At 67.0% G+C, this 15947-nt stretch carries 6 protein-coding genes; 3 read left to right on the top strand and 3 right to left on the bottom strand.

Going from position 1 to position 15947, the window contains the following annotated elements; all coding sequences use genetic code 11:
* Positions 1 to 97: 97 nt before the first annotated feature.
* The gene (glnE, locus tag GJV26_RS08010) at positions 98 to 2842 is read right to left on the bottom strand and encodes a bifunctional [glutamate--ammonia ligase]-adenylyl-L-tyrosine phosphorylase/[glutamate--ammonia-ligase] adenylyltransferase (protein ID WP_155708361.1); all 2745 of its coding nucleotides are present in this window, start codon (positions 2840 to 2842) and stop codon (positions 98 to 100) included.
* A gap of 201 nt (positions 2843 to 3043) precedes the next feature.
* On the opposite strand from glnE, the gene GJV26_RS08005 reads away from it, so the two are divergent.
* From GJV26_RS08005 to tldD, 3 genes are all read left to right on the top strand, one after another.
* Positions 3044 to 7333: a YhdP family protein gene (locus GJV26_RS08005; protein WP_229419217.1), complete on the top strand. Its 4290-nt coding sequence runs from the start codon at positions 3044 to 3046 to the stop codon at positions 7331 to 7333.
* 10 nt (positions 7334 to 7343) lie between these two features.
* Positions 7344 to 8162, top strand: a complete 819-nt coding sequence (locus tag GJV26_RS08000) for a carbon-nitrogen hydrolase family protein (RefSeq protein WP_229419216.1) — start codon at positions 7344 to 7346, stop codon at positions 8160 to 8162.
* 77 nt (positions 8163 to 8239) lie between these two features.
* Complete coding sequence (gene tldD / locus GJV26_RS07995; protein ID WP_155708359.1) at positions 8240 to 9700, top strand: metalloprotease TldD; 1461 nt, start codon at positions 8240 to 8242, stop codon at positions 9698 to 9700.
* A 207-nt stretch (positions 9701 to 9907) separates the two neighbouring features.
* Here the strand turns inward: tldD and GJV26_RS07990 are convergent, their stop codons facing one another.
* Both GJV26_RS07990 and GJV26_RS07985 read right to left on the bottom strand, forming a co-directional pair.
* Positions 9908 to 12580, bottom strand: a complete 2673-nt coding sequence (locus GJV26_RS07990) for a TonB-dependent receptor (protein WP_155708358.1) — start codon at positions 12578 to 12580, stop codon at positions 9908 to 9910.
* Positions 12581 to 12758: 178 nt separating this feature from the next.
* Positions 12759 to 15638 (bottom strand): TonB-dependent receptor, encoded by a 2880-nt coding sequence (locus tag GJV26_RS07985; RefSeq protein WP_229419215.1) that lies wholly within the window; start codon positions 15636 to 15638, stop codon positions 12759 to 12761.
* Positions 15639 to 15947 lie beyond the last annotated feature (309 nt).

Raw genomic sequence — 15947 nt, 5'->3', positions numbered from 1 at the left:
TAATATTTATAAAGTAATTGTTACTTTCATGTTACATGCAACACTTTCGTAAAATATTGTTATGAATTGTTTGTGAATGTAACCATTCGACCCGGAATCACTGTGGCTCGTCGCCGAAGATTTCGCTCCACAGGCGCCGCACATTCGCCGCGTGCACCGCCACCCGCGCCGGGGCCACCCGCGACTGCTCGCCGCCCTGCAGCCGGATCTGGTGCTGCAGTTTGCGCATCGCCCGGTAGGCATCGCCGACCTGCTCCGCCAGGGCGACATCGACCAGCCCCAGCGCGCCGCAGATGCGCAGCAGCGCGATATTGCCCCGGTTGGCCGTCAATTCCTCGTACTGCCCGGCATGCTGCAGCACCAGGTATTGCACGATGAATTCGATGTCGATCATGCCGCCGGCATCCTGCTTCAGGTCGAAGCTGTCGGGCCGGTCCGGGTAGGCCTCGTGCATGCGGCGGCGCATCGACAGCACCTCGCGCTTCAGTTCTTCGCCGGTCACGCGCGGGTTGCGCAGCACTTCGCGGCGGATTTCCTCGAAGCGCCGGCCGATGCCGGCATCGCCGGAGCCGAAGCGGGCGCGCGTGAGCGCCTGGTGTTCCCACACCCATGCCGACTGTTTCTGGTAGCGCTCGAACGCCGTCACGGACGATACCAGCATGCCGCTGGCGCCATCCGGCCGCAGGGCGGTGTCGATGTCGAACAGGATGCCGGCCGATGTGTGCGTGGTCATCCACGTGATGAAGCGCTGCGCCAGCTTGGCGTACAGGCCGGGCGCTTCCTGGTCGTCGTCGTCGTACAGGAAGATCACGTCCAGGTCGGACACGTAGCCCAGCTCCTTGCCGCCGAGCTTGCCGTAGGCGATGACGGCGAAGCTGGGGATCTCGCGGTGGCGTTTCGCCACCGTCTTCCACGCGGCATGGACCACGGCGGCCACGATCACGTCGGCCAGTTCGGACAGGTAATCGGCCAGTTTTTCCACCGTCAGGTCGCCGGCCAGGTCCTGTGCCAGCAGGTGGAACAGCTGCGCGTGGTGCACTTCGCGCAGGATGTCGAGCTGGCGCTCGGTATCGCCTTCGTACACGGCCAGCTGGCCGTCGAGGTCGCGCGCCAGCGTCACCGGGTCGAACACGGCGTTGCGGATGCGCTCGTCGAGCAGCTCGTCGAGCAGGATCGGGTGCTGCGTCAGGAACGTGGCGGCCCAGGCGCTGGCATGCATCATGTCGATCACGCGCTCCAGCGTGTGCGGGTATTCGGTCAGCAGCGACAGGTACGAGGAGCGCCGCGCGATCGCTTCCAGGAAGTCCAGCAGCCGGCCCAGCGTGCCCAGCTGCGTGCCGACCGGGTTGTTCTCGGCCGCGCGGGCAATCCGCGGCAATGCCGAGTTGATCAGCGCCACGAACAGCTGGCGGCTCGCTTCGGGCATCGACTGCACGCGCGGCGCCGTCCACGTGCCGATCAGCCGGCGCGCCGCGGCGGAGGGATTGTCGTAGCCCAGGCTGGCGAAGCGCGATTCGATCGCCTCGATGTTGTCCGGGTCGGCGCAATCGTTGCTGGTGGCCGGATCGATCTCGTCGTCGCCCGCCTTCTCGGCGAACATCGCGTCGAACTGCTCGGCCACGAACAGGCGGTGGCCTTCCAGCTTGGCCAGTAGGGTGGCCGTATCGGGCAGGCCCATCATGCGCGCCACCGTTTCGCGGTCGGCGTCGTTCGGCGGCAGCGTGTGGGTCTGCGCATCGTCCAGGTATTGCAGCCGGTGTTCCAGGTTGCGCAGGAAGGTGTACGAGCCCAGCAGCTGCGCCACGGTTTCCGGTGCCAGCAGGCCCTTCTCGGGCAGCTGCCGCAGGGTGGCGCGGGTGGAGCGGTCGCGCAAGCTGGGGTCGCGCCCGCCGCGGATCAGCTGGAACACCTGGGCCAGGAATTCGATCTCGCGGATGCCGCCCCGGCCCAGCTTCACGTTATGGCTGCGCTCCGGGTGCAGCCGTTCCTGCCGGTTCACCTCGGCGCGGATCTGCGCATGCATCGTGCGGATCGCGTCGATCACGCCAAAGTCCAGGTAGCGGCGGAAGCAGAACGGCCGCACGATCGCATCGAGCGCGGCGATATCCTCGGCGCGGCCGGTCACGGCGCGCGCCTTCACCCACGCGTAGCGTTCCCACTCGCGGCCCTGCACGATCAGGTACTGCTCGACCATGCCCAGGCTGGCCGCCAGCGGGCCGGAACCGCCGTTCGGCCGCAGCGCCATGTCCACCCGGAAGGTAAAGCCGTCCTCGGTGATCTCGGCGATCGCCGCGATCAGTTTCTTGCCGAGGCGCACGAAGTACTCGTGGTTCGACAGCACCCGCTGGCCCGGCTGCGTGGGCACCGTGTCGCCATCCTCCGGATAGACGAAGATCAGGTCGATGTCGGACGACACGTTCAGTTCGAAGCCGCCCTGCTTGCCCATCGCCAGCACGATCAGTTCCTGTGCAATGCCGGACTCGGCCCCGGTGGGCACGCCATGCGCCGCGCGCATCTCGGCATCGAGCTCGGCCAGGTGGGAGCGGATCGCGAAATCGGCCAGCCGCGTCACGGCCGTCACCACCTCGTTCAGCTCGGCGTTGCCTTCCAGGTCGCGCCGGATCAGGCCGGCGATCAGCAGGTTGCGCAGCCGGCGCATGCCGCGCGCCAGCGGCAGGGGAGACGGCCCCGCGCTGTCGCGCTCCACGGCCAGCATCGCGTCCAGGTCGGCGGTGTCCAGCGGCTGTCGGACCAGCGCATCGATCTTGGCCTGGCGGTCGGGCGCCGCGGCGAGCCAGCGCTGGTAGAAACGGGAATCGGAAACGGAAGGCGAGTTGGGCATGGAAGAGGGAGATGAAGGGGCGATAAGGATCAATAAGCTTCGTAACGTTGTGTAATGGTCAGCTTCGTGCGGGCTAGTTTAACCGGGCCTTGGGGTAGAATGGGCACCTCTCGCGCCCGGGCAATCGCCAGGCGTGCACGAACAGTATCTTTTTATTGCCGCCGAACCATATTCAAGGGCGGCCGGGCCTGGGAATCAGTGTTGACGGAACAAACGGCAGAACAGAAGGCGAGCGACGCGGGCCCGCCGGGCGAAGGCCTGTTGGTTGCGCGCTGGCACCGTCTCCAGACTGCCTACCGGCTGTGCAACCTGGCCACCCACCATGTGCTCGGCTTCACGATCAAGCTGGTGCTGGTCGTGTATTTCGCGCTGGCGCTGCTGTTCCTCGCGCTGCGCTGGGTCGTGCTGCCCAACATCGACCACTACAAGGACGATATCGAGCGCCTGGCCAGCCGCGCCGCCGGCAATCCCGTCACGATCGACCGTATCTATGCTTCCTGGTCCGGCCTGCGGCCGAACCTGTTCCTGGGCGACGTGGTACTGCGCGACGGCACCGGCCGGCAGGCGTTGCGGCTGCCCAGCGTGTCCGCCACGCTGTCCTGGTGGAGCCTGGCGTCGCTCGGCGTGCGTTTCGAATCGCTGGAACTGATCCGTCCGGACCTGGACGTGCGGCGCGATGCCGATGGCCGGATCCATGTGGCCGGCGTGCTGGTCGACGGCACGCGCAAGGATGACGGCCGCGGCGCCGACTGGCTGCTGGCGCAGCGCGAAATCGTCATCCGCGAAGGGCGCGTCGCGTGGACCGATGCGCTGCGCGGCACCGCGCCGCTGGCCTTGCAGGATGTGAACGTGGTGCTGCACAACAGCTGGGGCCGGCACCGGTTCGGCGTCAAGGCCGCGCCGCCGCGCGCGCTCGGCGGCCTGCTCGACATCCGCGCCGATTTCAAACAGCCCGCGTTCACGCAGCACGCGGCCGATGTCAGGCAATGGCGCGGCACGCTGTATGCGGCCGTGAGCGGGGCCGACCTGGCGGCCTGGAAACCGCACATTCCCTACCCGCACGAGATGGAATCGGGCCGCGGCGGCCTGCGCGCCTGGCTCGACATCGATCGCGCCCGGCTGACGGGGGTGACGGCGGACGTGGCGCTGGAAAACGTGGTGGCCACGCTCGGCGCCGGCCTGCCGCGGCTCGACGTGGCCGCGCTGGGCGGACGCCTGGCGTTCAGCGAGGACAAGGCGCCGCGCGGCGCCGACCGCGATGCGCCGCCGGGCACGTACGGCCACCGCGCCAGCGTGACCGGCCTGACGCTGCGCACGCGCGACGGCGCCACGCTGCTGCCGACCACCGTGGCCGAGCGCACGACCCCGGCAACGAAGAACACGCCGGCGCGCACCGAGGTGTCGGCGCCGGCGCTGGACCTGAAGACGCTGGCCGAGCTGGCCACGCGGCTGCCGCTGCCGGCCGCGCAGCGCGACCTGCTGGCCGCCCTGGCGCCGCGCGGCCGCGTGGAAAACCTGCAGGCGCAGTGGCAGGGTTCGCTGTCGGCGCCCGGGCAGCCGGGCCCCGTGAAATGGCGTGTCAAGGCGGACCTGCGCGAGCTCGGCATGAACGCCCTGGCCGCGCGCGCCGCCGTCGTGAACGACGCGGCCGGCGGCAAGGCCGGCACGGCGCTGCCGGCGCTGCCCGCCTTGCCGGGCTTCGAGCGGCTGACCGGCAGCATCGATGCCGCCAGCGACGGCGGGCGCATCGCGCTCGATGCGCCCGGCCTGGTGCTCGACATGCCGGCCTGGTTCGACACGGCGGCAATGCCGTTCAGGAAACTGCAGCTCGACGCCAGCTGGGCACGCGAAGACGATGGCCTGCGCATCAAGCTCGGCAGGCTGGAGTTCGACCAGGAAGGCTTGACGGGCGTGCTGGCCGGCACGCACTGGCTGCCCGACAGTCAAGGCAGGGACGGCAAGAACGGCAAGCCAGGCGGCCCCGGCATCGCCGACCTCACCGGCTCGCTCGACGGCTTCACGATCAACAGCATCGGCCGTTACCTGCCGGTCGCCACCCCGCCACACCTGAAGGCCTGGCTCACCGGCGCGCTGCAGGGCGGCACCGCGCACGATGTGTCGCTGCGCCTGGCCGGCGACCTGGCGCGTTTCCCGTTCGCGGCCGACACGCCGGATTACAAGGCGGGCGAATTCCGCATCGCGGGCCGCATCCTCGACGGCAAGCTGAACTACGAGCCGGCCCATTTCGCGCCGGACGGCAAGTCGCCGCTATGGCCGCTGGCCGAGGGCATCCGCGGCGGTTTCGTGTTCGAGCGGGCGCGCATGGAAATCCACGCCGACACGGCAAGGACCGGCAACGTCAACCTGGCCGGCGTGAAAGCGGTGATCGCCGACCTGATCCACCACGACAGCATCCTGGAAATCGACGGCAACGCGGCCGGCGCGATGGGCGATTTCCTGCGCTATGTGACGCACAGCCCGGTGCTGGAATGGATCGGCCACTTCACCGACCAGACCACGGCCAGCGGCAACGCGAAACTGGCGCTGAAGCTGAACCTGCCCCTGGCCAGGCTGCGCGAAAGCAAGGTCAACGGCACACTGCAATTGCAGGGCAACGACGTGACCCTGTGGAACGACATGCCGCCCGTGCTGCTGGCCACCGGCAAGATCGAGTTCGACGAGCATGGCGTCAACCTGAACGGCCTGAACGGCACGCTGCTGGGCGGCCAGCTGACGGTGGGCGGCGGCACGCAGCGCGACGGCACGATCGCCGTGCGCATCGGCGGCAACGTCACGGCGGACGGCCTGCGTCGCACGTATCCGTCGGCCGCCATGCAGCAACTGGCGAAGCACTTCAATGGCAGCGCGCGCTACAACGGGCTGATCACGGCGCACAACCGCCAGTACCAGGTGGTGGTCGAATCGCTGCTGACGGGCGTGGGGCTGGATTTCCCGGCGCCGCTGGTGAAGAACGCCGCCGACGCGCTGCCGCTGCACTTCGTGCTCAACGGCGCGGCCGCGAACGACGCCGGGCTGGCGCGCGACGATATCCGCCTCTCGCTGGGCAATACCGTGGCGGCCGCCTGGCAGCGCCAGCGCGAGGTCCATGGCCTGGAACGCGGGCCATGGCGGCTGGTGCGCGGCGGCATCGGCGTCAACGTGCCGGCGCCGGAACCGGACAGCGGTATGGCGCTCAATGTCAGCACGAAGTCGCTGAACGTGGACGACTGGCTGGCGCTGGGCACCGATATCGCCGGCGCGAACAGTGGTGGCGGCACGGACGGCGGCGCCGCTGGCGACGGCCCGAACCTGTCGCAATACGTGATCCCGGAAACGATGGCGGCGCGCACCGAGGCGCTGATCCTCGGCGGCCGCAAGCTCGACGGCGTGGTGCTGGGCGCCACCCACCGCGCCGGCGCGTGGCAGGCCAGCATCGATTCGAAGCAGGCCAACGGCTACATCACATGGAACGAGGCGCCGACCGGCCGCGGACTGGGCAAGGTGACGGCCCGGCTGTCGAGCCTGATCATCCCGGAATCGGCCGCCGGCGAAGTCAAGGACCTGCTGGAAAAATCGGCCGGCTCGCCGGCGATCCCGGCGCTGGACATCATGGCCGAGCGCTTCGAACTGTTCAACCGGCCGCTGGGAAGCCTGGAATTGCAGGCCTATAATGCACTGATCACATCGTCGCGCGAGTGGCGCGTGTCGAAGCTGGCGCTGGTCAACGCCGACGGCGCGCTGCACGGCACCGGCCGCTGGGTGAGCCGCGGCGGCGGACGAAGCGACCAGGGCAATGAGCGCAACAGCACGGCGCTGAACTTCAATCTGGACATCGCCGATGCCGGCAAGCTGCTGGAACGCTTCGGCTTTGCCGATACCGTCAAGGGCGGCAAGGGCAAGCTGTCCGGCGACATCGCATGGAACGGGTTGCCGTATTCGCTCGACATCCCCACGCTGGCCGGCAAGCTGGAACTGAACGTGGAAAAGGGTCAGTTCCTGAAGCAGGACCCGGGCGCGGCGAAGCTGCTGGGCGTGCTGAGCCTGCAGGCGCTGCCGCGGCTGCTGAAGCTGGACTTCCACGACGTGTTTTCGGAAGGCCTGGCGTTCGACGGCATCACGGCCGATGCCGTCATCGACCGCGGCATCGTGAAGACGGAGAACCTGAAGATGCATGGCGTGCAGGCCACCGTGCTGATGGCGGGCACGGCGGATATCGCCAACGAGTCGACGAACCTGCACGTCGTGGTGATCCCGGAGCTCAACTTCGGCACCGCGCCGCTGGTGTATGCGCTGGCCGTGAACCCTGTGATCGGGCTCGGCAGTTACCTGGCCCAGCTATTCCTGTCGGCGCCGATGATGAAGGCGCTGACCTACCAGATGCAGGTGACGGGGCCGTGGAAATCGCCCGTCATCACCAAGCTCGCCACGAACAAGGCCGATCCGGGACGGACCGCCGTGCCGGATGGGCAAACATCCAGTCGAACCCAGTGAGGAGAAGCGCATGACCGAATCAGCCAACCCAGCCAGCGCCGTTGCCGCCATCCAGATGGTTTCCACCCCGAGCGTGGAAGAGAACATCGCCACCGCCCGCCGCCTGGTCGGGCAGGCCGTGGCGGACGGCGCCGGCCTCGTGGTGCTGCCGGAATACTGGCCGATCATGGGCCGGGCCGATACCGACAAGGTGGTCGTGGCCGAGCAGCTCGGCAGCGGCATCATCCAGCAGGCGATGGCCGGCCTGGCGCGCACGCACGGCGTCTGGCTGTTCGGCGGCACGCTGCCGCTCGTCAGCGGGGAGGCCGGCAAGGTCCTCAACACCACGCTGGTGTTCGATCCGGCCGGCGCGCAGGTGTCGCGCTACGACAAGATCCACCTGTTCGGCTTTGCCAACGAGAGCGAATCGTACGATGAGGCGCGCACCATCGTGCCGGGCAGGCACGTGGGCACGGTCGATACCGGCGCCGGCAAGGTCGGCATGGCGATCTGCTACGACCTGCGCTTCCCCGAGCTGTTCCGCGCGATGGGGCCGGTGGACCTGATCGTGGTGCCGGCCGCGTTTACGTACACCACGGGTGCCGCGCACTGGGACACGCTGCTGCGCGCCCGCGCGATCGAGAACCAGTGCTACGTGCTGGCCGCGGCGCAGGGCGGCACGCACGTCAACGGCCGCCGCACGTGGGGCCACAGCCAGCTGATCGACCCGTGGGGCGAGGTATGCGCGATCGTCGAGGAAGGCGAGGGCGTCGCCGGCGGGCGCATCGACCACCAACTGATCGCCAGCGTGCGGCAGAAGCTGCCCGCGCTGCGGCATCGCACGATGTAATCGCGGGGATGTGCTGCACGGCGGCCGCGCTGCCAATCCACTACAATGACACCCAGTCATAGCTCGGGAACTCCAACATGAAACCATTCGAACCGAACCTCTCTTCGCTGGCCGTCGCGCGCGACGTGCTGCTGACCCCGTTCGGCCTGGACGAAGGCAAGCTGATCAAGACGCTCGGCACCATGTTCACGCACAAGGTCGACTACGCCGACCTGTACTTCCAGTTCACTAAGAACGAAGGGTGGAGCCTGGAAGAAGGCATCGTCAAGACCGGCAGCTTCTCGATCGACCAGGGCGTGGGCGTGCGCGCCGTGTCCGGCGAGAAGACCGCGTTCTCGTACTCCGACGAGATTTCCGAAGCGGCGCTGCTGGACGCGGCGGCCGCCACGCGCACCATCGCGCGCGCCGGCGCCGGCAAGATCAAGGTGGCCGGCGGCCTGTCGCAGCAGGGCGGCCGCTCGCTGTACCTGCCGCACGATCCGCTGGGGTCGCTCGACGCCGCATCGAAGGTGAAACTGCTCGAGCGCGTGGAAAAGATCGCCCGCGCAAAAGATCCGCGCGTGGTGCAGGTGATGGCCGGCCTGGCCGGCGAATACGACGTGGTGCTGGTGGTGCGCAGCGACGGCGTGCTGGCGGCGGACATCCGCCCGCTGGTGCGCGTGTCGGTCACCGTCATCGTCGAACAGGATGGCCGCCGCGAGATGGGTTCGTCCGGCGGCGGCGGCCGCTACGACTATGCCTACTTCACCGACGAACTGCTCACGCAGTATGCCGAGGAAGCCGTCAAGGGCGCCCTCGTCAACCTCGATTCGCGCCCGGCGCCGGCCGGCCCGATGACGGTCGTGCTGGGCCCGGGCTGGCCCGGCATCCTGCTGCACGAGGCGATCGGCCACGGCCTGGAAGGCGACTTCAACCGCAAGGGCTCGTCCACGTTCGCCGGCCGTATCGGCGAGCGCGTCGCCGCCAAGGGCGTGACGGTGGTCGACGACGGCACCCTGCAGGATCGCCGCGGCTCGCTGAACATCGACGACGAAGGCAACCCCACGCAGTGCACCACGCTGATCGAGGACGGCATCCTGCGCGGCTACATCCAGGACACGCTGAACGCGCGCCTGATGAAGATGCCGGTCACCGGCAACGCCCGCCGCGAATCGTTCGCGCACCTGCCGATGCCGCGGATGACGAACACCTACATGCTGGCCGGCGACAAGGACCCGGCCGAGATCCTCGCCTCGGTGAAGAACGGCCTGTACGCGGTGAACTTCGGCGGCGGCCAGGTCGACATCACGAACGGCAAGTTCGTGTTCTCGGCCAGCGAAGCCTACATGATCGAGGACGGCAAGGTCACCTACCCGGTGAAGGGCGCCACCCTGATCGGCAACGGCCCGGACGTGCTGAACCGCGTGTCGATGATCGGCAACGACATGAAGCTCGACCCGGGCGTGGGCGTGTGCGGCAAGGAAGGGCAGAGCGTGCCGGTCGGCGTCGGCCAGCCGACGCTGCGGATCGACGGCGTAACCGTCGGCGGCACCGCTTGACGCCGTTCCGCTCCCCATGAAAAAGGCGCCTCCGGCGCCTTTTTGCATTAGCCGACAGCTGCCGCATGCTGGTGTCGGACCGCTGCGGCGGACCGACCGTCAGGTGTCGGACACCGGTTTTCAGCGCCGAAGCCGGCAAAATATCGGCGAAAACCGGTGTCCGACACCGATGAAGCCGGTGTCCGACACCAGTGCTTCCGGCTTCGCCTAGAACGTGTACGACCCCCGCAAATACAACGCCCGCCCGATCGCATCGGTATACCGCGGGTCGTACCCCTTCTGGAACAGCGTGCCCTGGTTCGAGAACGGCGGTTCCTTGTCGAGCACGTTCTTGATGCCGGCCGTCAGCGAGATGTTCCGGAAGCCGGTGTAGGTGCCGGAAAGGTTTACCAGCCCGTACGACGACACCCGGTTGAAGTACTGCGGCTCGACCAGGTTCTGGTCGTCGTAGCGCGTCTTGAAGTTGTGGGCGATGGTGGCGCTCCACGGGCCGCCGCGCCACGTCAGCGCGGCGTTGTGGCGCCAGCGGAAGACCACGAAGTTGTCCGCGTAGCGGCCCACGTTCTGCACGAATTCGCCATCGCGCTCGTTCTGGTATTCATAGCTGTGCACCCACGTGCCGTCGAGCGTGAACGACAGCGCGCCCCAGCTCTGGTTCGGCGTGCGCGCCGTCAGGCTGACGTCGACGCCGTCCGTTTTGACCTTGCCGAGGTTTTCGTTCAGGTCCAGGATCGCGTTCGGCGAGCCGTCCGGGAAGCGCAGGAAGCGGTCGCGGTACTTGGCGAAGTCGCCGAAGATGGTCTGCTCGGGCAGCGCGCCGATCTTGTCGCGCAGGCGGATGTCCCAGTAATCCACCGTCAGCGTCAGCGCGGGGATCGGCTCGATGACGGCGCCGATCGAGTAGGTGCGCGATTTTTCCGGCTTCAGGTCCGAATTGCCGCCCTCCAGCTTGAACTGCTGCAGATCGCAGTCGCGCAGCGGGTTGGCGCCCGGCTGCGGCACCCCGCCCGGGCACAGGATCGGATCGTCGTAGGTATTGCTGGTGTCGTTGCGCGACAGCGGCGCGTTTTTCTCGAACAGCGTCGGGGCGCGGAAGCCCGTGCTGGCCGAGCCGCGCAGCACGAAGGCCTGGCTCGGCTGGAAGCGCAGCGAAGCCTTCGGGTTCCACGTGCTGCCGGCATCGCTGTAGTGGTCGTAGCGGGCGGCCAGCGACGCTTCGACGTTCTTCAGGAACGGCGCGCTGAGCTCGCCGAACACGGCCTGCACGGTGCGGCTGCCGTCCTTCGACAGCGAGCCGGACAGCCCGGAGCTGGACGCCTGCCCGGCGATGTCGCGGTTGACGTTGAAGTCGGCCTTCTCGTGCCGCAGCTCGGTGCCGAACGCCACCGCGAACTTGCCGCCGGCCATATCGAACAGCTCGCGGCTGGCCTTCAGGTCGAACGACGTCTGCCGGTTGCTGGCATCCTGCACGCGGCCGCGCAGCGCGGTGCTGGCCAGGTAGGCGCGGCCCGCTTCGTTCTGCAGCCCGAACGGGTTCAGGATGCCGTTCAGCACGCCGGCCGCGAACGTGGCGTCGGTCACGTAGCCGCCGGTGAACTCTTCCTCGGAACGGCTGACGGCGAAGCTCAGGCCGCCCTGGTAATCCCAGCCGGCCACCAGGCCTTCGAGCGCGCCGGTCAGCCGCGTGCCCGAACCTTTCGACCTGATCTGGCGCTGGCCGGCCTCGGTGGGGCGCCAGTTCACGCTCAGCGGCTCGCCGGACAGCCCGGCCTGCGCCGGCACGCCGCCCGAATTGCCCGGGTAGTACGGGCTGGTAATCGGCAGTACCAGGCCGGTCTGCGGCGGCGGCGCGGTGCGCGCATTCACGTTGTTCACCGAGTACAGCAGTTCCACCGATGCCGTGTGGTCGGCCGCCACCTTCATGCTGGCCTTGCCGTAGGCCGTCACGTGTTCCTGCTCGGGCGTGTTGTCGATCTGGCGCGTGTAATCCTGCCGGCAGGTGCCGTTGGTGGGATGCGGCACGGACAGCGGCGGGTTGCAGCCGGTGGCATTGCCCGGGTTGCCCTGCGCTTCGGTGACCGGATCGAAATAATTGCCGGGGAAGGTGGTGCCGGAGGTGATGTTCAGCCCGCGCGACGGAATCACGCCGGTGGCGGAAAACGGCCGCTGCTGCGATGTCAGCACATCCTGCTTGTGCCAGTCCAGCACGCCCAGCACGGCCCAGCGGTCGCGCTCCAGGTCGCCGCCGCCGGCGGTCAGGTTGGCGCGCCGCTCGCGTCCGCCCGTCTCTTCCGGAAAGGTGGCTTCCAGCGCGATGGTGGCGCGGTCCACGCTGCGCTTGGTAATGAAGTTGATCACGCCGCCGATCGCATCGGTGCCGTAGATCGCCGAGGCGCCGTCGCGCAGCACTTCCACGCGTTCCAGCGCCGCCACGGGGATCAGGTTCAGGTCGACGCTGGCGCCGTCGTACGGGTGGGTGGCCAGCCGGCGGCCGTTCAGCAGCACCAGCGTCTTGTCGCCGCCCAGGCCGCGCAGGTCCGCCGTGGCCTGGCCGCCGGTGGGCAGGCCGCTGGCATTGCCGCCCACGGCATTGGCCGCGCCGAAGCTGGTCTGGTTCGACGGAATGCGGTCCAGCACTTCCTGCGCCGTCGTCAGGCCCTGCTTGATGAATTCCTCCGCGCGAAACACCGTCAGCGGCGTGGCCGTTTCGGACTGGATGCGCTTGATCGACGAGCCGGTGATTTCCACGCGGGCGATCTGGCCTTCCTCGGCCTGCTGGGCGTAGGCGGCAAGCGGCGTCAATGCAAAGGGAAGAATGGCGAGGCCGAGGGACAGCGGGCGGATGGAGTGGAAAGGTCGGGGCAGGCGGGGATGGTTCATGAACGGGGTTTCTCCTCAAGTAGTCGCATGGGGAACTGCTCAGAAGTAGCCGATGTTTTCACTTATGGTCATCAGCTCGCAATGACACTTTGACACGGTATTGATCGGTCACAAATCAGTAATAAAAAAAATGGGCCCGAAGGCCCATTTTTGTTGTAACGATGACAGTTTTGCCAGCTTAGAACGTGTAGCGCATGCCTACCTGGAAGTAACGGCCCAGTGCGCCGCTGTAGTCCAGCGGGTTGTAGCCGGCGGCGCCGTAGGTCAGCGGATCCAGCGGCGGTTCCTTGTCGAACACGTTCTGGATCGTGGCGAACAGCTCGGCCTTGCTTGTGAAGCGGTACTTCGCGGTCAGGTCCAGCGTCGTGAACGAACCGATCTTGCAACCGTTCGGCGAGTCGTCGCCGTTGGCGAAGTGGAATGCGCAACCGTCGGGATCGTCCTTGAACAGCGTGTTGTCGAACTTGCCGCGGTAGTTGACCACGCCGTTGATGCGCAGCGGGCCGCGCTCCCAGCCCAGGCCCAGGTTGACGCGGTTATCCGGCGTGCCCATGCAGTTCGTCGCGTCGCAGTTGCCGTGCGTGCCGGCGTAGTCGACCGTGTTGCCTTCCAGGTCGGTACGCTCGAACTTGAGCATGTGCGTCCAGGTGACATTGGCCGTCAGCGTACCGGCATCGCCCATCGTGTACGAGGTACGTGCGTCCAGGTCGATGCCATTGACCTTGGTCGAGTTGGAGTTGATGTAGTTCGTCAGCACGGCCACGATCGCGCCCGGGTCGCCGGCGAACTGCGAGCTGCCCGCATCGCGTACCACGTTACCCGCGGCAATGGCGGCCGAGGTGGTTTCCTGGTTGATCTCGTTCTTGCGTTCGATCTGCCAGGCGTCCAGCGAGATGCTGGTGCGTGGCAGCGGATCCCACACGGCGCCGAGCGAGAAGCTCTTCGATTTTTCCGGCGACAGGTCCGGGTTCGGCGACGTGATCACGGCCACGGACGACGATGCACAGGCGGACGTGACGCCCAGTGCGCAACGGACCGGGTCGTCCGACGTGGAGAATGCCGCCAGGCCGCCGCGGCCGTTCTCGGCCGCGCTCGGTGCGCGGAAGCCGCGGGCGAACGTGCCGCGCAGTGCGAAGCTGTTCACCGGCGTCCACTTGAAGCCCGCTTTCGGCGTGTACGAGTTGCCCACGTCGTTGAAGTGGTCGTAGCGCAGCGCGGCGGACAGTTCCAGCGTGGAGTGCACCGGCGCCAGGAACTCGGCATACAGTGCCGCCGAGTTGCGCTGGCCTTCGTAGGCCGAGTAGCCCAGGCCGATGATGTTGCCGCGGTCGGTGCCCGACGTCGGATTCAGCTCCGTCTCGTCATGGCGGAACTCGGCGCCCATGGCGATGCCCATCGCACCACCCGGCAACTGGCCGAACTCACGCGACGCTTTCACGTCGGCCACGGCGATGCTGGTGGTAGCGTCGTTCGAGAGCGTCGGCGACAGTGCGTCGTACAGGGCTTGCGAGTTCAGGCCCGAGTTTTCACCAATGCGCCAGAAGCTGCCCGCCGGCAGGCCTGCGTAGGCGGCACTGGTGGCGCGGGCAGATGCCACGTTTGCAGCATCGTTCGGGTTCAGCAGCGCGAAGGCCACGTCGCGCTGCAGGTAGCCGCTCTGCTGGCGGTTGGTCTTGCTCTGCGAGTACAGCAGGGCGCTGTCGATGTCCCAGCCGCCTGCCGTGCCGCGGATGCCGGCCACGGCGCGCGTGAAGTTCGTTTCGATGGCGCTGGTACGCGGGCCCACGTCCCATGCGATGTAGCGCAGGCGCGCGGCGCTGCCGAAGTATGGATTGTCCGGGTGCGTGGCGCCCAGCGACACATTGGCGTTGTTGACCGGGCCGCCGGGATAGCCGACGCTGCCGCTGATGCCGGACGGCGTGGACGAGGAGTCCGAATCGCTGTGATAGCCGTTCAGTTCCACATAGGCCTGCCAGTCGTTGTTCAGCTGGAAGGTGGCGCGACCGAACAGGTTCAGCGTTTCCTGGCGCGGCTGGATCTGGTTGTACTGCTGCGTCGCATCCGTCAGGCAGCCGCCGCCTGGATCACCCTGCGGGTGGTTCGTGAAGTTCGAGCACGCCGCGCCCGGGAAGGTGCGGGTAAAGCCGTTGCCGGCCGCCGTACTGCCGCGGCTGTAATAATTGTTGTTGAGCGGATTGCGCACGTTGCCCACCACCGAGCTGCCGGCGCTGTTGTTGGCAACGATCGCGCCGGTACCGCCCAGCGCTTCCTGCGCCGAGAAGCCGAAGTCGCGCAGGTCGGCGCGGCCGACGGCGCCACGGTCGGCGCGGTCGCGGTTCCACACTTCACGCTTCTTGCCGTATTCGGCCGAGAACAGGAAGTTGTACTTGTCCGTTTCCAGGTCGCCCACGCCGTGCGTGACGGCCAGGCGGGTGTCGCCGCCGTCGCTTTCGTTCGACAGGCCCTGGGAGAGGCGCACGGTGGTACCCACGTAATCCTTGCGCAGGATGACATTGACCACGCCGGCGATGGCGTCGGAACCGTAGATCGCGGAGGCACCGTCTTTCAGGATCTCGACGCGTTCGACAGCTTCGGCGGGAATGATGTTCAGGTCGGCAAACACTTTCTGGCCGTCGTCGGCCAGGCCGTACGGCGCGATGCGGCGGCCGTTCAGCAGCACCAGCGTGGAAGCGGAACCCAGGCCGCGCAGGGAAATGCCCGAAGCGCCTGCAGCGAAGCCGTTACCGAACGTGGTCGGCACCGAACCCTGGTTGTCGACCGCCAGCGTCTGCAGCAGTTCGGCCACGGTGGTCTTGCCGGATTTTTCGATGTCGGCGCGGTTCACGGTCTGCACCGGCGAAGCCGTTTCGGCCTGCGAGCGGCGGATATTCGAACCCGTGATCTCGACGCGCTGGATCGGTTGTGCGGCGGCCGCGGGCGTGTTGGTCACGGTCTGGGCCTGTACGTGTGCCGACAGCACTGTCAGCAGCAGCGGCGCGGCGATCGGGAAGGCCCGTCGCAGCATGCCCGTCATTGGGCGGATTTTTATAGGTTTCATCGTGATACTCCGGAAAAGTTGTCCAATGTTTTCGTGAGAGGAGAAAGTTATATAGGAGTTAAAGATTTTGCGAAACCGTAATGTCTCATGTGCGCAACAACAAGATTCGTGGCGATACTGCATTGGATCGCAATTTCATATCTAAATGTTAAATTTTGTTTAATCAAAGAATTGTTCTCTGGGAAGTACGAAAAGGTAATAAAGCATCCGGATGATGGGAGATGGGTGCAAGAAGACTGATCTTGTAGTCATGTGATGCGTATGAGAGCAGATGGTGGCAGCCTCGAAAGCGGAGGATTTTTTATGGAG

Source organism: Pseudoduganella dura (genome assembly GCF_009727155.1).
Taxonomy (GTDB): domain Bacteria; phylum Pseudomonadota; class Gammaproteobacteria; order Burkholderiales; family Burkholderiaceae_D; genus Rugamonas; species Rugamonas dura.
The sequence above is the reverse complement of the archived record's forward strand: the minus strand, read 5'-3'. Positions and strand labels throughout refer to the sequence as shown.